Origin of the sequence: Microbulbifer sp. HZ11 (assembly GCF_000708675.1) — a bacterium.
Classification (GTDB): domain Bacteria; phylum Pseudomonadota; class Gammaproteobacteria; order Pseudomonadales; family Cellvibrionaceae; genus Microbulbifer.
The window spans coordinates 922,541-944,445 of sequence record NZ_JELR01000001.1 but is presented as its reverse complement, the minus strand read 5'-3'; the positions used below and the strand labels follow the sequence as shown (position 1 = coordinate 944,445).

General features: G+C 57.4%; 23 protein-coding genes and 3 tRNA genes. 13 read left to right on the top strand and 13 right to left on the bottom strand.

The window, feature by feature from the left end; all coding sequences use genetic code 11:
• Nucleotides 1-76: 76 nt before the first annotated feature.
• Both AU11_RS04155 and AU11_RS04150 read right to left on the bottom strand, forming a co-directional pair.
• The gene (locus AU11_RS04155) at nucleotides 77-805 is read right to left on the bottom strand and encodes a UDP-2,3-diacylglucosamine diphosphatase (protein ID WP_043316661.1); all 729 of its coding nucleotides are present in this window, start codon (nucleotides 803-805) and stop codon (nucleotides 77-79) included.
• A 54-nt stretch (nucleotides 806-859) separates the two neighbouring features.
• Nucleotides 860-1,369 (bottom strand): peptidylprolyl isomerase, encoded by a 510-nt coding sequence (locus tag AU11_RS04150; protein WP_043316659.1) that lies wholly within the window; start codon nucleotides 1,367-1,369, stop codon nucleotides 860-862.
• Nucleotides 1,370-1,533: 164 nt separating this feature from the next.
• On the opposite strand from AU11_RS04150, the gene AU11_RS04145 reads away from it, so the two are divergent.
• The 10 genes from AU11_RS04145 (at nucleotide 1,534) to AU11_RS04100 (ending at nucleotide 13,547) form a co-directional block, all read left to right on the top strand.
• Entirely contained in the window at nucleotides 1,534-3,207 is a 1,674-nt protein-coding gene (locus AU11_RS04145; protein WP_043316656.1) for a glutamine--tRNA ligase/YqeY domain fusion protein, read from the top strand.
• 167 nt (nucleotides 3,208-3,374) lie between these two features.
• Nucleotides 3,375-4,748: a cysteine--tRNA ligase gene (gene cysS, locus AU11_RS04140; protein WP_043316654.1), complete on the top strand. Its 1,374-nt coding sequence runs from the start codon at nucleotides 3,375-3,377 to the stop codon at nucleotides 4,746-4,748.
• 84 nt (nucleotides 4,749-4,832) lie between these two features.
• Entirely contained in the window at nucleotides 4,833-5,021 is a 189-nt protein-coding gene (locus AU11_RS04135) for a DUF3012 domain-containing protein (RefSeq protein WP_043316651.1), read from the top strand.
• A gap of 24 nt (nucleotides 5,022-5,045) precedes the next feature.
• Nucleotides 5,046-6,482: a Wadjet anti-phage system protein JetA family protein gene (locus AU11_RS04130; protein WP_043316649.1), complete on the top strand. Its 1,437-nt coding sequence runs from the start codon at nucleotides 5,046-5,048 to the stop codon at nucleotides 6,480-6,482.
• Nucleotides 6,479-7,183 (top strand): DUF4194 domain-containing protein, encoded by a 705-nt coding sequence (locus AU11_RS04125; RefSeq protein ID WP_043316646.1) that lies wholly within the window; start codon nucleotides 6,479-6,481, stop codon nucleotides 7,181-7,183. The genes AU11_RS04130 and AU11_RS04125 overlap by 4 nt, the downstream gene beginning before the upstream one ends.
• A 119-nt stretch (nucleotides 7,184-7,302) precedes the next feature.
• On the top strand, nucleotides 7,303-10,938 hold the full coding sequence (locus tag AU11_RS04120; protein WP_043318125.1) for an ATP-binding protein: 3,636 nt from the start codon (nucleotides 7,303-7,305) through the stop codon (nucleotides 10,936-10,938).
• 245 nt (nucleotides 10,939-11,183) lie between these two features.
• On the top strand, nucleotides 11,184-11,633 hold the full coding sequence (locus tag AU11_RS04115) for a hypothetical protein (protein ID WP_043316645.1): 450 nt from the start codon (nucleotides 11,184-11,186) through the stop codon (nucleotides 11,631-11,633).
• A gap of 133 nt (nucleotides 11,634-11,766) precedes the next feature.
• Nucleotides 11,767-12,237 (top strand): GAF domain-containing protein, encoded by a 471-nt coding sequence (locus AU11_RS04110; RefSeq protein ID WP_156035129.1) that lies wholly within the window; start codon nucleotides 11,767-11,769, stop codon nucleotides 12,235-12,237.
• Nucleotides 12,238-12,254: 17 nt separating this feature from the next.
• The gene (locus AU11_RS04105; RefSeq protein WP_043316643.1) at nucleotides 12,255-13,007 is read left to right on the top strand and encodes a methyltransferase domain-containing protein; all 753 of its coding nucleotides are present in this window, start codon (nucleotides 12,255-12,257) and stop codon (nucleotides 13,005-13,007) included.
• Nucleotides 13,008-13,091: 84 nt separating this feature from the next.
• Nucleotides 13,092-13,547, top strand: a complete 456-nt coding sequence (locus AU11_RS04100) for a hypothetical protein (RefSeq protein ID WP_043316641.1) — start codon at nucleotides 13,092-13,094, stop codon at nucleotides 13,545-13,547.
• A 35-nt stretch (nucleotides 13,548-13,582) separates the two neighbouring features.
• Here AU11_RS04100 and AU11_RS04095 read toward each other — a convergent pair whose 3' ends face one another.
• Genes AU11_RS04095 through folD form a run of 3 tightly spaced genes read right to left on the bottom strand, consistent with a single transcriptional unit; the run spans nucleotide 13,583 to nucleotide 16,204 of the window.
• On the bottom strand, nucleotides 13,583-14,602 hold the full coding sequence (locus AU11_RS04095; protein WP_051686938.1) for a class I SAM-dependent methyltransferase: 1,020 nt from the start codon (nucleotides 14,600-14,602) through the stop codon (nucleotides 13,583-13,585).
• Between the two features lie 32 nt (nucleotides 14,603-14,634).
• Nucleotides 14,635-15,327, bottom strand: coding sequence for a 16S rRNA pseudouridine(516) synthase RsuA (rsuA, locus tag AU11_RS04090; RefSeq protein WP_043316639.1), 693 nt, complete (start codon nucleotides 15,325-15,327; stop codon nucleotides 14,635-14,637).
• Between the two features lie 31 nt (nucleotides 15,328-15,358).
• Nucleotides 15,359-16,204 carry a bifunctional methylenetetrahydrofolate dehydrogenase/methenyltetrahydrofolate cyclohydrolase FolD gene (folD, locus tag AU11_RS04085; protein WP_043316637.1) on the bottom strand — a complete coding sequence of 282 codons (846 nt, stop codon included), beginning with the start codon at nucleotides 16,202-16,204 and terminating at the stop codon, nucleotides 15,359-15,361.
• 422 nt (nucleotides 16,205-16,626) lie between these two features.
• Between folD and AU11_RS04080 the strand changes: the two genes are divergently transcribed.
• The 3 genes from AU11_RS04080 (at nucleotide 16,627) to AU11_RS04070 (ending at nucleotide 17,103) form a co-directional block, all read left to right on the top strand.
• Nucleotides 16,627-16,703: transfer RNA gene (locus tag AU11_RS04080), tRNA-Pro, on the top strand.
• Between the two features lie 17 nt (nucleotides 16,704-16,720).
• Nucleotides 16,721-16,797 (top strand) — tRNA-Arg (locus AU11_RS04075).
• 230 nt (nucleotides 16,798-17,027) lie between these two features.
• Nucleotides 17,028-17,103: transfer RNA gene (locus tag AU11_RS04070), tRNA-His, on the top strand.
• A gap of 142 nt (nucleotides 17,104-17,245) precedes the next feature.
• Here AU11_RS04070 and AU11_RS04065 read toward each other — a convergent pair.
• Genes AU11_RS04065 through AU11_RS04030 form a run of 8 tightly spaced genes read right to left on the bottom strand, consistent with a single transcriptional unit; the run spans nucleotide 17,246 to nucleotide 21,904 of the window.
• The gene (locus tag AU11_RS04065; protein WP_081847922.1) at nucleotides 17,246-18,289 is read right to left on the bottom strand and encodes a tyrosine-type recombinase/integrase; all 1,044 of its coding nucleotides are present in this window, start codon (nucleotides 18,287-18,289) and stop codon (nucleotides 17,246-17,248) included.
• 33 nt (nucleotides 18,290-18,322) lie between these two features.
• Nucleotides 18,323-18,562, bottom strand: a complete 240-nt coding sequence (locus tag AU11_RS18445; protein WP_043316633.1) for a DUF4224 domain-containing protein — start codon at nucleotides 18,560-18,562, stop codon at nucleotides 18,323-18,325.
• Nucleotides 18,559-18,834, bottom strand: a complete 276-nt coding sequence (locus AU11_RS18440; RefSeq protein WP_043316631.1) for a hypothetical protein — start codon at nucleotides 18,832-18,834, stop codon at nucleotides 18,559-18,561. The genes AU11_RS18445 and AU11_RS18440 overlap by 4 nt, the downstream gene beginning before the upstream one ends.
• Nucleotides 18,831-19,076: a hypothetical protein gene (locus tag AU11_RS04050; protein ID WP_043316629.1), complete on the bottom strand. Its 246-nt coding sequence runs from the start codon at nucleotides 19,074-19,076 to the stop codon at nucleotides 18,831-18,833. Before AU11_RS04050 ends, AU11_RS18440 begins: the two co-directional genes overlap by 4 nt.
• A complete protein-coding gene (locus AU11_RS04045; protein ID WP_081847920.1) occupies nucleotides 19,073-20,479 on the bottom strand; it encodes a DNA cytosine methyltransferase in 1,407 nt (468 codons plus the stop codon). Before AU11_RS04045 ends, AU11_RS04050 begins: the two co-directional genes overlap by 4 nt.
• A complete protein-coding gene (locus AU11_RS04040) occupies nucleotides 20,476-21,210 on the bottom strand; it encodes a hypothetical protein (RefSeq protein ID WP_043316627.1) in 735 nt (244 codons plus the stop codon). Before AU11_RS04040 ends, AU11_RS04045 begins: the two co-directional genes overlap by 4 nt.
• Nucleotides 21,207-21,665 (bottom strand): hypothetical protein, encoded by a 459-nt coding sequence (locus AU11_RS04035; RefSeq protein WP_043316625.1) that lies wholly within the window; start codon nucleotides 21,663-21,665, stop codon nucleotides 21,207-21,209. The genes AU11_RS04040 and AU11_RS04035 overlap by 4 nt, the downstream gene beginning before the upstream one ends.
• A complete protein-coding gene (locus tag AU11_RS04030; RefSeq protein ID WP_043316624.1) occupies nucleotides 21,662-21,904 on the bottom strand; it encodes a hypothetical protein in 243 nt (80 codons plus the stop codon). The genes AU11_RS04035 and AU11_RS04030 overlap by 4 nt, the downstream gene beginning before the upstream one ends.
• Between the last annotated feature and the right edge of the window lies 1 nt (nucleotide 21,905).

The window sequence follows — 21,905 nt, the reverse complement described above, 5'->3', positions numbered from 1 at the left end:
AGTGGGTATCGCGTTATACGAAAGCGGGGCACATTTTGTGCCCCGTTTTTTTGCCTGCCTGACCACGCTGAGTGGTTCAGGGTTCGATTGGCCAGTGTTGCAATGACAGGCCGCTTTCATCTGCCCTGATACACCACGCAAACTTACCCCAGTCGCCGAGCACTATGCGTTCAGCTGGCCGTCCATTTGCAGTCATTGCATGGCGGTCCGGGCGATGTGTGTGTCCGTGGACCAGCGTCTGGGCGCCGTGGGTTTCCATCGCTTTAACCACTTCTTCCGGGGTCACGTCCATGATGTCTTCCGCCTTCAGGCTGTTCATGGATTTTGAGGTGGCGCGGATCTGCGCGGCAATCTGGCGGCGCTCATCGAGGGGTTTGGCGAGCAGGCCCTGTTGCCACAGCGGGTTGCGGGCCTGCCGGCGGAACGCCATGTATTCCTGGTCCCGGGTGCACAGGCTGTCACCGTGCATCAGCAGGACTGGCTGACCCGCCAGTTCTACCAGGCTCGGATCCGGAAGCAGGGTGGCGCCGCAGCGCTGGGCGAAGTCCTCACCCATCAGGAAGTCCCGGTTGCCGTGCATCAGGTAAAGGTCGGGGCCGGAGGTGGAGTAGGTGTAGAGTTGTCGCGCAACTTCTTCGATCAGGGGGGCATCGTCATCGTCCCCGATCCATACTTCGAAAAAGTCGCCGAGAATATACAGCGCGTCCGCGCTAGCCGCAGGCCCTTTCAGGAACTCGAAAAAGGCCCGGGTAATGTCCGGGCGGGATTCGTCCAGGTGCAGGTCTGAAATCAGGTAGGTTGCCACTGGTCTGCTCCGCCCGGGGTCGCTAGGTGTGAGAAGTAGGTACGCGAGGTCCGCTTACTTGTCTGCGTAGGCGTTGGACACGGTCACACCGGTAATTTCGATGGTCTCGGTGGGGACGTCCTGGTGGAAGCCGTTGCTGCCGGTGGGAACGTCTTTGATCTTGTTGACCACGTCCATACCGTCAACCACTTTACCGAATACACAATAGCCCCAGCCCTGTGCGTCTTTGGCACGGAAGTTCAGGAAATCGTTGTCCTTCACGTTGATGAAGAATTGCGCAGTGGCGGAGTGCGGGTCCATGGTACGTGCCATGGCCAGGGTGCCGGTGTCGTTTTTCAGACCGTTGTCGGCTTCGTTTTCAATAGCGTCGCGGGTCGGCTTCTGGTCCATGTTCGGGGTCATGCCGCCGCCCTGAATCATGAAGTTGTTGATCACCCGGTGAAAGATGGTGCCGGTGTAGAAGTCGTCGCGGCAGTACTGCAGGAAATTCGCGGCGGTCTTCGGCGCCTTGTCAAAATCCAGTTCAATGGCGATGTCGCCGTAAGTGGTGTGCAGAGTGATCATAAAATGTCCTGTCCGGGGTCGGTTTGGGGCGGCATGATACTCTGTTCACAGACCGACGCAAGCCGCGCAGTCCGGTAACATCCAAGCAGTGAAAACCCCATGCGGCGGCAGCCATCTGCGTTATAATCCGCCGCTTACTTCGAGTCGTTGATTTAGAGAAAGCTATGACATCCGAGAGCAAGCCCGCTCACTTCCTCCAGAACATCATTCGCGAAGACCTGGCCGAGGGCCGCGTCGAGCAATTGACCACCCGTTTCCCGCCGGAGCCCAACGGTTACCTGCATATCGGTCACGCCAAATCCATCTGCCTGAATTTTGGCCTGGCGAAAGAGTTCGGTGGCCAGTGTAACCTGCGTTTCGACGACACCAACCCGGCCAAAGAAGAAGAGGAATACGTAAACGCGATCAAGCGCGACGTGTCCTGGCTGGGGTTCGATTGGGCAGGGGATGTGCGCTACACCTCCGACTACTTCGACCAGCTGCATCAGTGGGCCATCTACCTGATCGAGCAGGGCAAGGCCTACGTCTGTGACCTGACTGCCGATCAGGCGCGGGAGTACCGGGGCACCCTGAAAGAGCCCGGTAAAAACAGTCCTTACCGCGACCGTTCCGTGGAAGAGAACCTGGATCTGTTTGCGCGTATGACCGCTGGCGAATTCGACGAAGGTAGCTGCAGCCTGCGCGCCAAGATCGATATGGCTGCGCCGAATATCAACCTGCGCGACCCAATTATCTATCGCATCAAGAAAATGGCCCATCACCAGACCGGTGACAAATGGTGCGTGTATCCGAGCTACGACTTCGCCCACGGCCAGTCGGATGCCATTGAAGGGATCAGCCACTCCATCTGTACCCTAGAGTTCGAAGATCATAAGCCTCTGTACGACTGGTTTATCGAAAACCTGCCGGTGCCGGCGCGCCCGCGCCAGTACGAGTTTGCCCGCCTGCACCTGAACTACACCGTTGTGTCCAAGCGCAAGCTCAAGCAGTTGGTCGACGAGGGTTTTGTGGACGGCTGGGACGACCCGCGTATGCCCACCATTTCCGGTCTGCGCCGCCGCGGTGTCACTCCGGCCTCTATCCGCCAGTTCTGCGAAATGATCGGTGTGACCCGCTCCGACTCCACGGTGGACGTGGGCATGCTGGAGTACGCGATCCGCGACGACCTGGATAAGAATGCCCCCCGCGCCATGTGTGTGATGGAGCCGCTCAAGGTGACTCTCACCAATTACCCGGACGGGCAGCAGGAAATACTGAGCGCCCCGGGCCACCCGGTGCGCGAAGATCTGCCGGCGCGTGAGCTGCCGTTCACCAAAACCCTGTATATCGAGCAGGAAGACTTCCGCGAGGAAGCCAACAAAAAGTACAAACGTCTGGTACTCGGCAAGAAAGTGCGCCTGCGCAACGCCTACGTGATCCAGGCGGACGAAGTCGTCAAGAACGATGCAGGCGAGATTGTTGAAGTGCTGTGTTCCGTAGACCTGGATACCCTGGGTAAAGATCCCGCCGACGGGGTCAAGCCGAAGGGTGTGATCCACTGGGTATCTGCGGACAACAATGTCGATTGCGAAGTGCGCTTATACGACCGCCTGTTCAATGAGGAATCCCCGGATGTTGGTGACAAAAACTTCCTGGAGTCCGTCAACCCGGACAACCTGAAAGTGCTGACCGGCTGTAAAGCCGAAATCGGCCTCGCCGAAGCGCAGCCAGAAAAAGGCTATCAGTTCGAGCGCAACGGGTATTTCTGCCGCGACAGCAAATACGGCACGCCGGAAAAGCCGGTGTTCAACCGCACCATCGGGTTGCGTGATAGCTGGGCCAAAGAGCAAAACAAATAGGTCCCAGGTGCTGGATTCCGGCATACGCCGGAATGACGGAATTAAACACTCGTCATGCCGGCGAAAGCCGGTATCCAGAGCGTTGGGACCGAGCCGAAGGGTGGATAAGCGCAGCGCATCCACCGTCCGTTACCAAAAAGCCACAAAATTAGAAACAGCGAGAAGAGATGTCTCTCAAGGTTTACAACACCTTCTCCGGTGAAAAGGAAATCTTCAAGCCCATTCAGGAAGACCGCGTGCGTATGTATGTGTGCGGTCCGACCGTGTACAACCGTGTACACATCGGCAACGCGCGCCCGGCGGTGGTGTTTGACACCCTTTATCGCGTACTGAAAAGCCTCTACAGCGATGTGGTATACGCACGCAACATTACCGACATCGATGACAAGATCATGAAGGCTGCGCGGGATAACTGCGAGGAAATCGGTGCCCTCAGCGCGCGGTTTGCCCAGGCCTATTGCGAAGATATGCACGCGCTCAATACGCTGCAGCCGGATGTGACTCCCTATGCCACCGAGCACCTGCCAGAAATGATTGCCATGATCGAGGCGCTAGTTGAAAAAGGGCACGCCTACGCGGCCGAAGGGCACGTGCTTTTCGCAGTACAGTCTATGGACGACTACGGCAAACTCTCCAAGCGTTCTCTCGACGATATGCTCGCCGGTGCCCGTGTGGAAGTGGCACCGTATAAAAAATACGCCGGTGACTTTGTACTGTGGAAGCCGTCTTCCGAAGATGAACCGGGTTGGGACAGTCCCTGGGGCTACGGTCGTCCGGGCTGGCACCTGGAGTGTTCGGCGATGATCAAAAAGCATCTCGGGGATACCATCGACATCCACGGCGGTGGCCGTGACCTTACTTTCCCGCACCACGAGAATGAAATTGCTCAGAGCTGCTGCGCTAACGGCAAGGAGTTCGTGCGTTACTGGATGCACAACGGCTACGTCAATATTGACGGTGAAAAAATGTCCAAGTCCCTGGGCAATTTCCGCATGGTCAACGACCTGCTGCAACAGTACCCCGGTGAGGTGCTGCGCTTCGCATTGCTGTCAGCGCACTACCGCTCGGAGCTGAATTTCAGTGCGGATCTGCTAGATCAGGCCTGGCGTTCTCTCGATGGCCTTTACGGCGCACTGCGCGAAACGCAATCCGTTGAAGCGGCTGAAGCGAATCTGGAAGGCTCCGCGTTTATCGAAGCCCTCCATGACGACCTGAATACGCCGATCGCGATCAGTGAGCTGCATCAGTTGGCGCGCGAACTGAACAAGGCCGCCGATGCCCACAAGTCAGCACTCAAGGGCCAGTTGCTGGCCGCAGGCGAGATGCTGGGAATTCTACAACAGGATGCAGAAGCCTGGTTCAAACAATCCCGCGGTGACGACGAGATCAATGAAGAGGAAATCGAAGCCCTGATCGCCGAGCGTCAGCAGAGCAAGAAAGACAAGAACTTTGCCCGCGCTGATGAAATCCGTGAGGAACTCAAGGCTAAAGGCGTGGTATTGGAAGATAGCCGCGAAGGCACCAAGTGGCGTCGGGAGTAATGTTCGGATAAGCGCTACTTACATCGTCATTCCGGCATGCGCCGGAATGACGAAATAAAAGATAAAAAATTAGAGACAACGACCATGAAAAAGATCTTCTCAGTTGCATGTATCCTCTCCGCCGCATTCCTGCTCACTGCCTGCGAACCCAAGCACGGTTCCGATGCCTGGTGCAAGAAAATGGATGAAACCCCGAAGGGCGACTGGAGCTTCAAAGACGCCGGTGATTACACCAAATACTGCGTACTGAACCAGAAACCAGAAGACCAATAAGTCGTCCACTCGGAAGCCTGCCCGTTGTTCTTTGCAGATTCCTATCAGCACTTCTTCCGCCCGCTCACTGGTAAATACCGTGAGCAGGTGGTCGAGTGCCTGCGCCTGCTGTATGAACGCCTCTACACCGCGAAGGCGGACTATGGCGAATCGCTGACTCGCGAGCAGATACTGGAAATTTTCGCCGAAGCACTGACTCGAGCCCCGCAACTGGATAGCGACGGTAGCACTGAGTCGGAAGGGCGCTTTCGCGGCTTGCGTGAACAGGCGACCTGGGTACTCAATAGCCTGGTTGAATTCGGCTGGTTGGAAAAGCTGGTGGACACCGCCACACTGACCGTCTCTTATCCTTTCAGCCGCCGCGGTCGTCTGTTTACCCAGCCAATGGTGGAACTCAATAGCACCCGCGTACGCACCCGCCACCGCAATACCCGCAACACGCTGAACTCCCTGGATGCTTTCGCCAATCGCGGCGAGGTCTATGACCTGATTGACGCCTGGGAGTATTCCGAGCGTATTGTTGCCGACTTCACCGACATGATTGCAGAGCTGGAGGAGCGCAAACGGGAAATGGTGCGCGAGGTGGAAGCACAGATTCTCGTGCAGCAGGCCACCGACGAATTTTTTTCCTTTATGGAGAGTCGTTTCCAGCCGGATCTGGCAATCCGCTTATCCGCGGATAGCGTGGAAAAACATCGCGACAGTATCAGCCGAGTCATCGGCCAGATCCGCCGCAAAGACAACAGTAAGAAAGCCGAGTGGGAGCAACGGCTGCGTCAGCAGTTGCCGGAGCTCCACGCGGAAGGGCAGTCTGTGCTGTGGTTAATGCTGGATACGATCGAAGACCGTATGCGCCGCGCCTGTGAAGTGAAGCTCCCGGCATTGCGTCAGGCCCTGCAGGGTTTTACCAAGCGGGCGGAAATCATTATCCGCCAGTTGAGCTACCTGCAAAGTACCACCGAAGGTGCCTTTACCGATCTGTGCCAGGAGCTTGGTGCAAACAGCGATCGCGATGAATTACTCGGCAAATTGGGCAGCGACCTGGCTGCCTTCCAGTTGCGATTGTTTGATCCCAGGCACACCCAGCTGTGGCAGCGCAGCCGCCGCCAGCCGGTCAATACCCTGGTGGAAGACGAAGCGCCTATCGACGACGATAGCCAGCGTGGCATCGTGCTGCAGCAATTGCTGGATCAGGCTTTCAATTTCAACGGTAGCGATCTGCGAACCTACCTGAGTAATGCCCTGGGTTCCGGCCAGGTCGTCACTAGTACAGAGCTGCCGTTGACCAATGCCCGCGACCTGCTCGCCATGAGCCATGCCCTGGAGGCGGCAGCCGTTTCTCAGGATGGCAGCGGCCCCTTTGTAGAGGTGACCTTCACTGGCGAGACCGCCAGTAACGATTACTTTGAACAATTCGATGAATACACCCTTGAACTGAAAACCGAGTCGAAGAAACCGTGATTGAACAGGCTTTGGACGAGGCACTGGCCCAGTGCCGGCTGACTCGCAACGAATTTTCCGAACTGCTGGTGCGCCTGCTGGATTACGGGGTCATCTGCCGGGATGAAAGCAATGTGGAAACAGTGCTGTACGACCGCTTTCAGCGTTGCGAACAGTTGATCCGCGAGTGGATCGCGCCGCTGGGCCTGCGCTTGCAGCACGACAACCGTTTCCAGTTTATCCGCGTCTATCCACCCGGGGCGGAAGTCCCCGGTATGCCGGATCAGGAAGAGCCGCATCACGGTGGTTTCCGCGCGCGCCTGTCGCAGCAGGAAGTGGCGGCGATTCTGGTGTTGCGGGTGGAGTACGACAAATCTCTGCGGGAAGGTCAGGTGGATGATCAGGGTTGTGTGGCCTTGACGCTCGAGGCGTTGGAGCTCGGCCTGCGCAACCTTTTGAAGATGTCCCTCCCGGACAAACTTGCCGAGCGCAAACAGCTACTGAAGAAACTCCGTCAGCTGCGCCTGATTCAATTCAACGGTGAAGACAGCGAGGCCGTGGCCGAAACCCTGCTGCGGGTGCGCCCGACCATTGCGCAGTTTGTCAGTGAATCCGCACTGGCGCAGCTGTTGGAAAGCGATGCGCCGAAAGACGAAGTAGAACAAGCCGAACGGATTACCCCGACCAGCGAAGATCACAGTCTCTTCGCCACTGAACAATAGTGCCGTCATTCCGGCGCAGGCCGGAATCCAGCGCTACGTAGTACTGGATGCCGGATCAAGTCCGGCATGACGAAGGCATATCTGCCACCGAGAAAAATGAAACCGAGCACACGAAACGTATGTTTCTGAAAAAACTCATCCTGATTAACTGGGGCAACATTCCCCAGCTGGAATACGACTTCGGCCCCATCAACCTGTTTTCTGGCGGCAACGGCTCCGGCAAAACCACCGCGGCCGACGCCATTCAGACCCTGATGACGGCAGCCCACGATACCCTGTTCACTTTCAACCCGGGGCAGGACGAGACCACCCAGCGCGGTCGCGGCGGCAAGCAGGTACGTACGCTCGCGTCTTATGTACTCGGCTGCGATGATGGCAGCTACGCCCGCCTGCAGCCCACCGATTGTTACATTGCCGGTAATTTCTTCCCCACCGACGGCGAAGACGGCGAGCCGTTTACCGCGGTTATGGCGATTCGAGCACATCTGGATACCAGCTCTAAACCTGCCCAGGCGCGCCAGGACAACCTGAAATTTTTCGTGATCCCCGGCGAACAGCTGGCCATGGGCGATTTCATCAAGGAATTCAAAGACGGCAAGCATCTGTTGCCGTTGGACAAGTTTTACAGTGTCGTCAGCAAGCAGTTCGGTAAGGTCGAGCAGTACGATAAAAAGAAAGCCTACCTGAGGCGGCTTTATGGCGCACTGCGCGGCCGTAAGGATGCAGTACCGGATCGTGAGGCTACCCACGCCGCGCGCACATTTGCCAACTTTATGGCCTACAAGCCGGTAAAGAGCATCAATGATTTTGTCGCTCAGGAAGTACTGGAAAAGCGCGATCTCGGAGAAGCCATCCGCTCGGTTTCCGAGCTGATGAAAACCATTCATGGTATGGAGCAGGAAGCGCGGGAAATTGTTGACCGTGTGGATGCTCTGGCACGCATTGGCGAGTCCGCGGACCTGTATAGCGAACAGTGGCTGCAATTGCGCGTGCAGGAGTACCTGCAGGCCAAACACCAGCAGTTGCGGGTGCAGAAAACCTATGTGGAAGGCAAAAACCGGCAGAAGGAAACCCGTGCGGAGCTCGAACGTACCGGCCAGGAAATCCTCCAGTCTGAGAGTCGCACCCGCCATCTGAGCGAACAGCTGGTGGCGATCCAGGCTCAGCGTCAGGGCGTGGCGGCGCTGCGCAGCAAAGACGAGCTGGATCAGAAAATCGCCGAGGCTAACCGCGCGCTGTCTTCTCTGGCAGCGCCGTTGGCGGCTCAGCAACAATTGTTTGCGGCTAACCAGGAAGCCGCCGGCGAACTGCTGTCCCTGTTGAGCTCCACCTCCGTTTCCCTTGAGATTCCGGCGTTCAGTGACGGTGGCCTGGTCAAGTCCCTCAAGGCGGTCGCTCGCAGTGATGCGTTGCCAAAGCTGGACGGTCTGCTGGGCAAGGACTGGGTTGATCTGTCCGCCCAGGAATCGCTGCGAGAAGTGGTGGCCAACTTCGAGGCCCAGCAGAATCGATTCGTGCAGCTGATGACCGGAGCGGAACCGGGCGAGGTGACCCTGCGGGATCAGGTCAACGACCTGGTGTCCCGCGGCGAGCTGAAGGTGCAGCAGGTACAAAAGCAGTTGCACACGCAGGAATCCCGGATTCAGCATCTGCACGCTAATCGTGTGCGTTACCCACAGTATGTGGACCAGGCACTGGCGGCCATTCGTGAGCAATGTCCACAGGCGGAGCCACAGGTGCTGTGTGATTTTGTGGAAGTGCTGGATGAGCGCTGGCAGATGGCGGTGGAAGGTTATCTGGGGGGGGCGCGTTTCTCGATTATCGTGGACCCGGATTACGAGGCGGAGGCGATGCGTATCGTACGCAGTATGCCGGGCCGTAGTAACCGGGCGCGGGTGATCCAGGGGGACAAAGCCCGCCGGGATGCCGAGCGTTTGGACGCGCAGAATAAATCCATCGTGGAGTTGATGTCCTTCAGCCACAAGACCGCAGAATATTATCTGCGGGCGTCCTACGGTTCCGTATTGCAGGTGCGCGACGCTGAAGAACTGAAAGGCACCCGACGCGGCCTGACCTCGGAAGGGCTCGCCAGCGGCAACTACAGTATGTGGCGGTGCGATATTGACGATAGTGAGCTGGTGTTTGGGCAGGGTGCGCGGGCGCGGGCACTGGCCGCGCAGGAACGCGCGCTACAGCAGCTTCTGAAAGAGGCGGGTCAAATAAATGAGCAGCAGCAACAGTTGCGTAAACTGGCGCAGGCTGTGCGCAACCTTAGCCCGCTGAAATTGCTGGATGCAGTCGATAGCGCGCTGGATGCCCAGCGTCAGGGCCGCAATGCGGAGCAGGCGCTGTCCAACCTTGATCTCAACGATGGCCTTGAGTTGGAGCAGCAGGCCAACGAACTGCACGATAAACTCGAAGCTGAACGCCAGCAGGGTGCTGGTTTGCAAAAGCTTGCCGGCAAACTGGAGAGTAATCTCGATGGCATCGGACGCCAGCTGCAGGCACTGTCCGCTCAGCTGGATCAGCTGGACGAGGCGCTATCCGATAGCGAAGCCGCCGTGCAGCGTATCGCCCAGATTACCCCGGACTTCGATGCGGAATCGACCCTGCAAAAAGCGGATGACCAGGCCGCGCAAGCCGACGACGGTTTCGATTTTTCCCTGGATGTGGCCGAGTGGCGCGGTCTGTTACAGAAATACAGCCACCAGTTGCTGAAGGCGGTCATGGATTACAACAGCAGCTGCAGTACCGGCGATACCCTCTCATTCGATCCCGATTTTGCCGCAGGTCACAGCGAAGGCCAATTTAAACTGGTTTGTCAGCTGGTGGAGCAGGTGACCGCACTGCGCAATCGCCTGAAAAATAATCTGCTGGTGGACCGCCACGAGCAGCTGCAAGGACTGAAAAAATCCTTTAACACCACCTTCGTCACCCATTTGTGTCACGCGATTTATCAGTCCATCAACGATGGTAAGCGCGTGCTGGACGACTTGAATCTGGAGCTGGAACACCACCGTTTCGGCGCGGATCGCGAGCGCTTCCGCTTTGATTATCGCTGGGTGCCCGAGTTCAAGGAATACTGGAACTTCTTCAAAGCAGTGATTGAATTGCCCAACCTGGGCGAAGAGCAGAGTCTGTTTGATGCGGATCTGGATCCGAAGCATCAGAAGGTCCGCGATCGGTTGCTGGGTATGCTACTCAGCGAAGACGAGCAGGTGGCGCGCCGTGAACTCGACCGCATCAGTGACTATCGTAACTACCGCAACTACGAAATCTACAAAGAGCCTCAGGGTAAGGAACCCATCGCGCTCAGCCAGTACGGGACTGGCTCCGGCGGCCAATTGGAGACCCCAGCCTATATCATTCGCTCCGCCGCGGTGACATCCGCCTTCCGTTTCAATGACGGTAACAGCCACCTGAAAATGGTATTGGTGGATGAGGCATTTTCCAAGATGGACGAGTCCCGCTCCCGCGAGGTGATTCGCTATCTGACCGAGACTCTGGGCCTGCAGCTGCTGTTTATTATGCCCAGCAGTAAGTCGGGGCCTTTCATGGATCTCATCTCGAACCAGTTTGTGTTTAGCAAATGCCCGAGCCCCAAACCTATCGGAGAATTAAACACGCGGGTGTACGTTGACCGCAAAGTCTGTAATCAGGAAAAAATTGCCAAACTCTGGGCCAACCACCGCCACACCATTCGGCAACAGGCGAGCCTGGAGTTTCTGGATTTGCTTGATGAGGTATCTGAATAAACCTCGCATTTCATTATCTCAGCAAAGGCCGGGATCCGGAGCTACCAAGCTGGATACCGGATCAGGTCCGGTATCGCTGTTATGCTCGGACACCGGATCACGCCCGATACGATGAGGAAGGGAGCGGCCTTGCTGGTCATAGATTGAACTTGCGTTTTACATGCCAGTTCACGGAATATATCCCCACTTCCGGTAGTATTCGCCGAATTATATACAGTAATCGCGCATAAGCAGGGGAGGCTTGAATGCGTCAATTTTCGATTTTGTTGGTCTTCGTGGTGGCCTTTGGAGGCGCTGCGGTGTTGTACGAACAGGAGAGCCGCAAGGTAAAAGGGGTGCTGTCCCAGATTACCGATTTGCAGGCAAAGCTCGGTGATATGCAGGCGGAAATCAATCGTCTGAATGCGGAGCTGGAAGCGGTGAAGCTGGCGGATCGCCGCCGCCCGAACCTGAATACCGTTGCCAGCCGTGTGCTCAGGAACGCCCCGGCGGAACCCAGTGCCCCGGTCAGCCAGCATGCGCCTGGGGTGCGCAAACGTGCCCTTGTCGCTGGAGACGTGACTACTACCGGTCCGGCTATTCGCGCGAATCAATCTGAAAGTGACGAGAGCGAGTGGGCGAGGCCATCGGTCGATGCGGAAACCTATGAAGGGCAATCCGAAGCGGAAGCACCGGTAACCGATCCCTACCAGTAACGTTTTCAGTGACCCGGCGGGCGGGCTTTATTCCGTTCTGTCCAGCCCGTACAATTACTTCTGAGCCCGCTGTTGCGGGCTTTTGACATTCTGGTATGGACTGATTTACCGGACGCTAATGCTCGAGGTCGCTATGACGGTTACTGCATTTTATGAATCTCTCACCAGTCAACTGGCTGGTCTACTGACCGGTGAGCGGGATTGGCTGGCCAACACGGCCAATGCCAGTGCGCTGCTCTGGTTGGAGCTGTCGGACATCAATTGGGCCGGTTTCTATTTTCTGCATGGCGATGAATTACGCCTCGGCCCATTTCAGGGTAAGCCTGCGTGCACTCGTATCGCTGTTGGCGCGGGAGTTTGTGGTACCGCTGTGAAAACAGGACAGTCACAGTTGGTGGAAGACGTACACGCTTTTCCGGGACATATCGCCTGCGATGCGGTTTCTGCGTCGGAAATCGTCGTTCCCTTGTATAACGGTGAACGTTGTATCGGAGTTCTCGATATCGATAGCCCGCAAATAGCCCGCTTTACCGAGCAGGATCTCGCGGGTATTGAGCTGTTCGCGCAAACACTGCTCAAGCACTCGGAGTTGCCCGGTAGCTAAGGCGCAGGTGCTCTGGGATGGCGATTATCTGGCGACAGTGCCGCGGCGGCGATCGTTATGAGGTGCGCACCCATGGCGCCTCCGTGCGGTTATACAGTAATGGTGTATTCCATTCCCAGTGGAACCCGAGAGACCCGTTAAAGGGCTCCTTGTGGGAGCTGCTGTTGCTACCGACCTTTTTTCGGCCCCCTGAGCAGGTCAAGCGTGTCCTACTGCTTGGGGTGGGGGGCGGTGCGTTGATTCGGTTGTTGCAGTCATTTGTGGCTCCGGATTCCATTGTGGGTGTGGATATCGATCGCGTACACCTCAATGTTGCCCGGCGCTTTTTCGGTGTGAAAGGGGCTGAACTGATTTGCGCGGATGCCCGCGAGTATCTATCCGGGTGTCAGCAGTCCAAGGCCGCGCAGTTCGACTTGGTAGTCGATGATCTTTTTGGACATGCAGATGGTGAGGCTCGGAGAGCCTTTCCCGCCGATCCGGACTGGTGCCGACAGCTGCTGAATATCCTAGCTCCTCATGGTGTAGTGGTCGGTAACTTTGGCTGTCGCCGGGAGTTGCTGGATAGCGGCTGGCGTACTTCAGTGGTTCGTTCACAGCTTGCGCCCGGCAAGGGCGCCTGGACCTTCGAGCACCCCGAATACGAAAACTGTATAGGTGTTTTCAGTCGTGCTCCTCTCCTCCGTGCCGATCTTCTTCAGTGGGCCCCTTCCGCAATTAATCCCCGCGATCCGTGCCGAAAATTGGATGCCCGTCTGCGCCCGCTTCGGTAGGTCGAACCGGGGGATTTCGATTGGCGGGTTAATGATCCTTGAGTCTATACTGATTTTAGTCAGTTATTTTCCCGGGACCAGTTGATGCGGTACAAGACCTTGGAAGATGTGATCCAGGAGGGGAGGGAGTTCCACCTTAAGTTAAGCCGTCAGTACGAAGAGTTCGAACTACTTTCCGTGAATGCGCGCGCCAGTCTCTTGCTTGACCAGTTAAAGCGCCGGGAGGTCTCCATGACGCATACTCTGGAGAACTTTCGGGAAGATGTGGGGGAGGGGGCGTTGCATACGTGGGTGCAGTTTGCACCAGAGGGGCGTGAGCCTGAGTTACTGCAACGGTTGCGCAATACGGATATCACGGATGTGGAAGCCATTGGGCAAATAGCGATGGACATCGAAATGTATCTGGCGGACCAGTATCGGGATCTGCTACTGGTGGCGGATACACCCAGCGCGAAGCATGCATTGGAGCGATTACTTGAGCTGGAGCAGCTCGAGGAGCATACGCTGTCAATGAATCTGTTCAACCTCAGAGATTACTGATTTGGTTGAGTAGTTTCCGGGGAAGTGTCGGTGATTTATCGCAATAGGCGATAGATACAGAAACCTCTGGCCTTCTCCAGTAACTCCACTTGCTGAAAGCGTTCCTCAGCTTTTTTCCCCAGCGGAATAAATTCATTTACCACAAATAATGCCGTGCCTTTCGGGCGCAGTATACGTGCTGCCTGATCGAGAAAGCGTGTTGTCAGATCACCTTCGACCTGGAACCCCTGGTGAAAAGGCGGATTACACAAAATCATATCTGCTGACGCGCTGGCTATTTCCGATCCGGCATCACCGGGAATGACTTCACCTGGAATCTTGCTCTCAGTGAAGTTTTTTTCACAGGCAAGCAGTGCCGCAGCATTGTTGTCTGTAGCCAGGATGTGCGCCTGCGGGGCCAGTTTTGACAGCTCGCGACTCAAGTAGCCATAACCGCAGCCCAGATCCACCGCGGTAAAAAGAGCGGGCCGCATATGGTCGGCAAGGTGATTGGCCAGCAGGGCACTGCCCACATCGATTTTGTTCCAGCCAAACAGGCCAGGTTTGGAATAGAGGCCATCCAGTTCTATCAGCGCCCGGAGCCACGGGTATTCGCTATCGTCCAGTGGCGCACCGAGTGTCGTGCCAACAGGAAAATTGTTGCGACTCAGATATTCCGTGCCGTGTTTTTGCAGGCTCTTCTGCGTGCCCAGGTACTGAGCTGCCTTTTGCGCGTAGGTCTTGATACCGCTGTTCTTGCTGCCCAACAGAATCAGTTCGCCGTTTTCGCGCAACACGAGCGGTGCGGAATTGATGACATGATGAACCGCCGCCTTTTCCTTGGAGACAGGGTAAATAATCTGCGAGAAATCCGAGCCGGCTTTTGCCAGCTCAAAGTCTGAAAAAATGGCGGTGATTCCACACTGTAGCGCTGCCTGTACCAGATCCCAGCGGTTACTGAGTAGCGTTCCAGAAAAGGAGAAGCCCTGGGTTAGCAGGGCTTTGGCGTTCTCGTCTGCGATCCAAAGGGTGTTCGCGTCACTTTCGCGTAACAGTTGGGAGAGCAGGGCAGGCATAGTTGGATTCCGGCGGAAGTGATCGGAGTGAATCAACCAATACTGGCGATTTCTTCTGGCGTCAGTGGGCGGTATTCCCCTTCCGTCAGCATCTCGTCCAATTGGATCTCACCGATGCTTTCTCGGTGTAGCTCCAATACTTTATTGCCAAGGGCGGCAAACATACGTTTTACCTGATGGTAGCGTCCCTCGGTAATGGTGATGCGCACTTCGTTGCGGTAAAGGATTTCCAGCTTGGCGGGTTTGGTGCGGGTTTTCTCATTGTTGAGCCAGACCCCTTTTTCAAACTTCTCTACTGCATCGTCTGCAATCGGCTCCGCCAAGTGCGCATAGTAAGTTTTGGCGCACTGATGGCGAGGTGAGGCAATGCGGTGGGACCACTGGCCGTCGTCGGTAATCAGTACCAACCCGGTAGTATCAATATCCAAACGTCCGGCAATATGCAGTTTTTGCAGATTCGGCTCGTCCAAGAGGTCCAAAACGATGGGGTGTTCCCCGTCCTTAGTGGCGCACACGTAGCCAAGTGGCTTGTTCAGCATAAAGTAGCGCGGGCCTGCCGCGCTCAGTATGTCCCCGTCCAGGCAAAGTTCATCGGTGTCACTGATTTTTGCGGAGGGGTCGGTTACCGCTACGCCATTGACGGTAATCCGTTCCTGGCGCGCGGCTCTTTTCACATCTGCTCGGGACAGGTCGGTCACCTGACTGACGGCTTTATCCAGGCGCATGGGGGCGGATGCCGATTGTGGTGAAGTGGACTTAGCCAAGTTTTTTCTCACCGGAATCGACGGATTGGTAAATCAGGGTATTGATGGTCATAGGACCTACGCCTCCGGGAACCGGGGTATAGGCTGATACGCGTTCTGCCAGTGGCCCCAGTTCGATATCGCCCACGCCACCCGGGTGGTACCCGGCGTCCACAACTACGGCGCCGTCCTTGATCCAGTCGGCCTTGATAAACTCCGGGCGGCCCACCGCACCGACCACAATATCCGCGCGGCGGATGTGATCCTCCAGGTCCTGGGTGCGCGAGTGGCAGATGGTCACAGTGGCATTGGCGTTCAGCAGCATTGCGGCCATAGGTTTGCCAAGAATCGGACTGCGGCCCACGACCACCGCGTGTTTACCTTCCATTTCAATATCGTACGCTTCCAGCAAGCGCATGATGCCTTTGGGCGTAGCGCAGCCGTATGCTTCTTCACCCATTGCCATGCGGCCAAAGCCCAGACAGGTTACGCCGTCGACATCTTTGTTCAGGGCGATAGCATCGAAGCAGGCGCGCTCGTCAATCTGCTCGGGTACCGGGTGCTGTAACAGGATACCGTGTACATTCGGGTTGGCATTCAGCTCTTCAATTTTCGCCAGCAGCTGTGCCGTGGTTGTGGAGGAGGGGAGCTCCACTTGCAGGGAGTCCATGCCAATTCGGCGGCAGGCATTGCCCTTCATCTTTACGTAAGTGGCGGATGCAGGGTCGTCGCCCACCAGGATAGTAGCCAGAATCGGCGTCTGGCCGCCGCTCTTTTCTTTCATGGCGGCAACGCGGGCAGACAGTTCTTCTTCTGTTTTCTGGGCAAGGGCCTTGCCATCCAGAACCAGTGCAGACATAGAGTTTCTCAACCTGAACAGGGAGTACCGGCGCCATGTGGGCGGGGCACTCATTAGATGTTGGAGCGAGCAGGCTGTCGAACTTAGGACTGCTCTGCTGTGGTAAAGCCGGATTCGGCTCTTTTGTGTACAAACCCTCGTTAATTAGCTGGCTATTCGCCTCGGGTTTGCACGCAAAATAGCTCGAACCGGACTTTCCCTCGCGACGAGCGCCTAAGACCGTCAGCCTGCTAAAGCTTAATTTAGGCGCGGCATTTTCGCACAAGCGGCGAACATTTTCCCTATTCGGTCACTCATAACATCGCCACATTGGCGAAAGGCTAAACTACTTTAAAAAAGAATGGCTTAGCGCCGTTGACACCCTAGGGAGCCGCAAGTAATATGCGCGCTCTCGAACGGGGGGACACCCTCGGGAAAGAAATCGGGGCATAGCGCAGTCTGGTAGCGCGCCTGCTTTGGGAGCAGGATGTCGGGGGTTCGAATCCCTCTGCCCCGACCAATTTACCGGGTTTTCTTGCGCCCGTAGCTCAGCTGGATAGAGCATCCGCCTTCTAAGCGGATGGTCGCAGGTTCGAGTCCTGCCGGGCGTGCCATATCTCTGATAGTGGCTGCGAGCTTGGCAGACTAGTGATGGTCCGCAGCGAGCTAAAAGACGCAGGACTATTCCGGCCCATCAGCACAGCTGATGGGCGTAAAAATCGCCGCAAAGCAGTGCTTTGCACACAGCGATTTTTACCCTGCCGGGCTTTGGGCCAGGCTGGGAGTGCGGTGGAAACATCGCCGTTGTGCAGCCACAGTGTACAACGTTAAACAGCGTTCAATGGTGGCCGTAGCTCAGTTGGTAGAGCACAGGATTGTGGCTCCTGAGGTCGCGGGTTCGAAACCCGTCGGCCACCCCATATTAAGTCCTTGATTTTCAAGGCTTTTCAGAACCCCGCCTAGTGCGGGGTTTTGTTTTTCTGGGCTCAGTGTACGAATTCAGTGTACGAATTATTGCCCCAATCGCCTTTCTGGCGGCTTCCTTTCTGTACGTCTATCCAGCTATTCAGCGGCGTTGTTGGCCGGTTTATTGGCGCGGTTCAGTGAGACTACGCGGTCTGGCGTACGGTTGTAGCGCTCGGCCATGGAGCGGGTCTTGTGGCCGGTGAACTGTTGCACGTCACCATCGAAGTCTGAAGCGGCCTTGATCTTCATATCGTGAAAGCGGAAGCGTTCTTTGATCGCGCCTGCAGCCAGTGCCGCGCGCTGTTCCCGCTGCCATACAGCGTTGAAGCCATCGCGGGTGTAGCGGCGGCCGGTGCGGCTGCGGAGGATATGCGCGGTTTGGATCTTCGCCTCGGTGTTTGTGGCCAACGCGCGGTTCACGGCGTCGCGCAGGGCCGGGCTCCACAGCTTCAGCTGCTGCTTGCCGGTCTTCGCCTGAATGATCAGCAGGCCGTCTTCCTGGATGTGCTGGCGGGTGAGGGCGAGTACGTCCTGCTGGCGCGCGGCGCACAGGTAGCTGATCTCCATGGCGCACTGGTGCATGGTGTGGCCGCGCTGGCCCAGCCAGTCATAGAACGCCTCGAATTCCCAATCTTCGACGTAGCGACCACCTGGTCCCTCTGCGAGGGGGCGCACCACGGTGGTTGGATCCTCGATCGCAACAAAGCCGCGCGCCTTGCCCCATTTCATGATGATGCCGAGGAAAGTCCGCTCGCGGTTGGCCGCGGCCGGGTACTCCGCGCCACGGGCGTCCATGTACATCTGTACCAGCGGGCTGGTGATGGCGTCCGGAGACATCTCGCCGAAGGACTCACGGATCTGCTTGCTATAGCGCAAATAGTCTTTCTGGGTCTCTGGGCTGATGTGCTTGGTGTACTGGGGGGAGGCGAAGTAGAGGTCGATCAGGTCGGCGACGGTGAAGGTCTTCTGCACCAGGTTGGCGAGGTAGCGCTCATAGGCGGCCCACACCTCGGATTTGCTCGCGTCCGGGCCTGTAAGGTGCTGAGTTGGTTCACCCTTCTTGCGGACCCGGTATCCCCCTTTGTAACGCGCCACATGCGGTGGCATCCAGGCGTTTTCTGGATTGCGTTGTCTTCCCATTATTCGAATTCTATTTTTGTGTGCTTAGATCGGTCAGCTGGCCTGTGGCAGCTTGAACCCCGGTGGAAGGTTAGCGCCGTTGGCCGCGGGCGTCGAGGCGCCTCGGGCCAGCAGTGCCTGGTTCACCACATCCCAGGTGAGCGCCGGCGATCCGTCTTTGCGGCGGAAATAGGGCACACGGTTGGCGTCCAGCACCTGCTTCTGGGCTTCCGGATTATCGACCGGTGCGCCGGTGAGGCGGGCGATTTCGGTTTTGGTCAGTAGCTTGCTCATACTGGGCTCTTCTGTCCGGGTTCCAGGTGCCACGGGATGGTGATGTGGCAGTGGGTGCAGTACTTGATCTGCTGGGTGCGGATCAGCACCAGGTGCGGATTGCCGCAGTCCCAGCACTGCTTGGTGTTCTGGCGCCAGGTGGCGCGCTGGGTGTGGCGGCCACAGTTTCCGCAGACCAATTGCTTGGGTGGTGGTTTCTCCCCGGCGAACCACGGTGCTGTGGTTTCTCGTGGATCCGGATTCTGACATTGGCAGGTGCTGTGAAAAATCATCGGCCACCACCTAAAAGACCAGCATCTTCTTGATCAATATCTGCAATTCTCTCTTGCAGATGCTTCCGGCGTTTCTGGTTGTTGAATCGTTCAAAGGCAAATTTGACGAACTCGCCCGCGTCTTCTCCACCTGCTTCGATTTCAAGCATTTCGGACAATAGGGACCAGTCATCATCGTTGAGCCAGTCAATTACTGATTGAATAGCTGAGAAGGGGCCTTGGACATGGCGCGTTTTCATCATGCTGCCTCCTTCATTGGAATTGCTGCCACTGCCATATTCGCCCGCACCAGCGCCTCCGCCAGCGGTGGGCACACGGAGTTGCCGCACTTGGCCACTTGCTGGGTTTTGGTGATGGCGTGCCCGGTGCCGTCACGATCGATGATGTAGTCGGCGGGGAAGCCCTGCGCTTTGAACAGTTCGTGCGGCTCCAGCATACGCATACCGATATCGACGACCTGGTAGGGCTCGCCTTTCACCATCACCAGGCCCATGCGCGCCTTGGTGGGGATGGTGTGCATCGGTTCGTTGAGTGCCTGCCACTGGCCGCCTTCGCTGTAGTACTTCATCAGGAATGCGCGCACTTGTTCGCCGCGGCCGGTACCGGCGTCGCGGGTGAGGTGTGCGGTGACAACCTGATTCTGGGTGCCGCGGGTGGTGATAGTCGGGTAGGGCGTATCGATGTTCACGCCGGTGACGCCACCGAAGTGCTTGGCGAGAAATGCGGTGACCAGTGCGAAGTGTCCGCCCTTGATACTGGCCACTTGCGTGCGCAGTGGCTCGGCGGCGCTCCAGGAGCGCGGGTTGGATCCGTTGGCGTGCTCGGTCAGGAACTGCGCCTGCTTGCCGACGATGTACGGCTCAGGGTTATCGATCACAAAACGCTGGATGCCTCGGGCGATACGGCGCTGGGTGTTCTCGGCCAGCGGGCGTTTGCGATCGAAGATACTGGGGCAGGGAATGTTCCAGTCGATAATGTCCGCCGCGGTGCGGTAGGACTGCAGGCCGGGGCCGTGGGTAGGCTCGGGCCATGTGATCGGCTGGCCGTCGCAGCGGGCGATGAGGAACAGGCGCTTGCGAATGGTGGGCGCCCCGAAGTCGCAGGCGCGCAGCTCGCGGGTTTCCACCTGGTAACCCTGGCGGCGGATGGCGTTCAGGAATGAATTGAAGGTGTTGCCGCGGCGCTTCTTACAGGGCATGTAATCACCGTCGCCGTTGCGCACCACCGGGCCCCAGGTCTTGAACTCTTCCACGTTTTCCAGAATCACCACGCGCGGGCGCACGGTGCCGATCCAGCGCAGCACTACCCACGCAAGGCCGCGCACCCGGGGCGATACCGGTGTGCCGCCTTTGGCCTTGGAGAAGTGCCGGCAGTCTGGTGAGAACCAGGCGAGACCGACCGGGCGGCCCTGGCAGGCTTCGCGCGGATCCACCTCCCACACGCTTTCGCAGTAGTGGCGCGTCTGCGGATGGTTGACGGTGTGCATGGCAATGGCCTGCTCGTCGTGGTTGATGGCGATATCCACCGGTCGGCCGAGTGCGGCCTCGATGCCGGTACTGGCACCGCCGCCACCGGCGAAGCTGTCGACGATGAGCTCACCGAAGTTGAAACCGATCTGGGGTGGGGTGCGGTATTGCATGGTCATGCGCTGGCCTCTGGCGTTTCTGGGCGCCCTTCGTCTAAGCAATACAGCTGAAGGAACTCGTCAACCACCGAAACTTCACCCGCGTAGTATCGGCGGCCCATTTCTTCTAGGTGCTCGCACATTTGGCGGGCGCCGAACTTTATATGTCCGCCAACGCGGTGGAGTATCCCGCTGGCGCTAATGCGCATACCTTCGTGATCCTTTGCCAATGGAGGGCGCTGCGGCTTATCCGGGACAGGAGCGGTGGAGAGCAGGGACCTGCACAGCATCACCAAATACCGACCTTCCAGCGATTCCGGTTCTGGGGGCAGTGAAATCGGCATTTCTTCTGGAGGCCATACTTCAACGCGGCCGTTATCCGTTTCTTTGATGCCCCACTCTTCCGGCACCTTGCTGTCTTGCGCTGGGGAGCGGTGGGCAACTGTCAAGGAATCCTTGACAACTGGACTGGTGTAAAGCGGCTGCAATTCCTGCCCGACAGCTGCTGCCAGCCTGTTAACTTCGGTCTCTTTCGCGGTCCAGATGCGGATATTCCCGTCAACGGTGAATGCGGCCCACGCCACCGGCTCCTGCCCCTTCTCGCTATCAGATGAGGCGAGGGCGGCTTTCCAGCCAGATTTAAAGTTTAGGAATGCAAGCCGCATCAGAAATCCTGTGTAATCTCCATTGGCATCCTTTTCTGGCGGCTCGTTCTGTTCGGCCTCAAAGGCTTCTCTTATTTTTTCGATCACGCTGCCTTCTCCTGCTTTGGGGGAATAATTTCTGCCTTCCATCCCCAGTCTGATAATAAAAACCCTTCCTCTCGCATTATTTTCTTCACCACTTCAATCTCTGGATCGCATAAGGGCTGAAGCTCGTTAACGCGAATGCCCGGGGCTTCGAATACGGTCGCCTCAAGGTCTGGGGTTTTGCGCTTTGAGTCGGGGCGGAAGCCTTCGGCAAATACCGTGACGCGCCAGGTGTGTTTCCCGTCAATTGCCTGGTCAATTTTTTCAGGCTTGTGCATCTTCCGTTCGCGGTTGCGATCGCGGTGGTGGACGCTGAAGCAGGGCTCACCATCACTGTCCTGGCCGTAGGATTCGCGGCCGATCAGAATGGTGCCGATCAGGTAGCGCTGGTCTGCGCGCTGCCGGCGCTGTTGGGTGCTGAGTTTGCGGCGGGCGTTCTTGTTGCGTTTACGGCTCATCCCTCCTGCACCTCCCTGGGCTGCGTGCTGCGCAGGCGGATCCGCTCGGCGTGACGCTGCCAGATAGGGTGGCGCGGATCGTTGGCGGTGTACTTGTTCAGCGGCTGCGATTCGCGGCGGTGGGCACGTTCGCAGGCCAGGTGCACTGCGTGGATATCGCCAGCGGTGACTTCCGCTGGTGGCGGAATCAGGTGGCTGATGGCGCGGGTTAGGGCTGTATAGGTGCGGTGGATGATCATG

Excerpts from the sequence above, each read along its gene's own strand:
- AU11_RS04150 (WP_043316659.1), bottom strand. The coding sequence starts at position 1,369 with ATGATCACTCTGCACACCACTTACGGCGACATCGCCATTGAACTGGAT.
- AU11_RS04145 (WP_043316656.1), top strand. The coding sequence starts at position 1,534 with ATGACATCCGAGAGCAAGCCCGCTCACTTCCTCCAGAACATCATTCGC.
- cysS (WP_043316654.1), top strand. The coding sequence starts at position 3,375 with ATGTCTCTCAAGGTTTACAACACCTTCTCCGGTGAAAAGGAAATCTTC.
- AU11_RS04135 (WP_043316651.1), top strand. The coding sequence starts at position 4,833 with ATGAAAAAGATCTTCTCAGTTGCATGTATCCTCTCCGCCGCATTCCTG.
- AU11_RS04120 (WP_043318125.1), top strand. The coding sequence starts at position 7,303 with ATGTTTCTGAAAAAACTCATCCTGATTAACTGGGGCAACATTCCCCAG.
- AU11_RS04115 (WP_043316645.1), top strand. The coding sequence starts at position 11,184 with ATGCGTCAATTTTCGATTTTGTTGGTCTTCGTGGTGGCCTTTGGAGGC.
- AU11_RS04110 (WP_156035129.1), top strand. The coding sequence starts at position 11,767 with ATGACGGTTACTGCATTTTATGAATCTCTCACCAGTCAACTGGCTGGT.
- AU11_RS04105 (WP_043316643.1), top strand. The coding sequence starts at position 12,255 with ATGGCGATTATCTGGCGACAGTGCCGCGGCGGCGATCGTTATGAGGTG.
- AU11_RS04100 (WP_043316641.1), top strand. The coding sequence starts at position 13,092 with ATGCGGTACAAGACCTTGGAAGATGTGATCCAGGAGGGGAGGGAGTTC.
- AU11_RS04095 (WP_051686938.1), bottom strand. The coding sequence starts at position 14,602 with ATGCCTGCCCTGCTCTCCCAACTGTTACGCGAAAGTGACGCGAACACC.
- rsuA (WP_043316639.1), bottom strand. The coding sequence starts at position 15,327 with ATGCGCCTGGATAAAGCCGTCAGTCAGGTGACCGACCTGTCCCGAGCA.
- folD (WP_043316637.1), bottom strand. The coding sequence starts at position 16,204 with ATGTCTGCACTGGTTCTGGATGGCAAGGCCCTTGCCCAGAAAACAGAA.
- AU11_RS04065 (WP_081847922.1), bottom strand. The coding sequence starts at position 18,289 with ATGGGAAGACAACGCAATCCAGAAAACGCCTGGATGCCACCGCATGTG.
- AU11_RS18445 (WP_043316633.1), bottom strand. The coding sequence starts at position 18,562 with ATGAGCAAGCTACTGACCAAAACCGAAATCGCCCGCCTCACCGGCGCA.
- AU11_RS18440 (WP_043316631.1), bottom strand. The coding sequence starts at position 18,834 with ATGATTTTTCACAGCACCTGCCAATGTCAGAATCCGGATCCACGAGAA.
- AU11_RS04050 (WP_043316629.1), bottom strand. The coding sequence starts at position 19,076 with ATGATGAAAACGCGCCATGTCCAAGGCCCCTTCTCAGCTATTCAATCA.
- AU11_RS04045 (WP_081847920.1), bottom strand. The coding sequence starts at position 20,479 with ATGACCATGCAATACCGCACCCCACCCCAGATCGGTTTCAACTTCGGT.
- AU11_RS04035 (WP_043316625.1), bottom strand. The coding sequence starts at position 21,665 with ATGAGCCGTAAACGCAACAAGAACGCCCGCCGCAAACTCAGCACCCAA.
- AU11_RS04030 (WP_043316624.1), bottom strand. The coding sequence starts at position 21,904 with ATGATCATCCACCGCACCTATACAGCCCTAACCCGCGCCATCAGCCAC.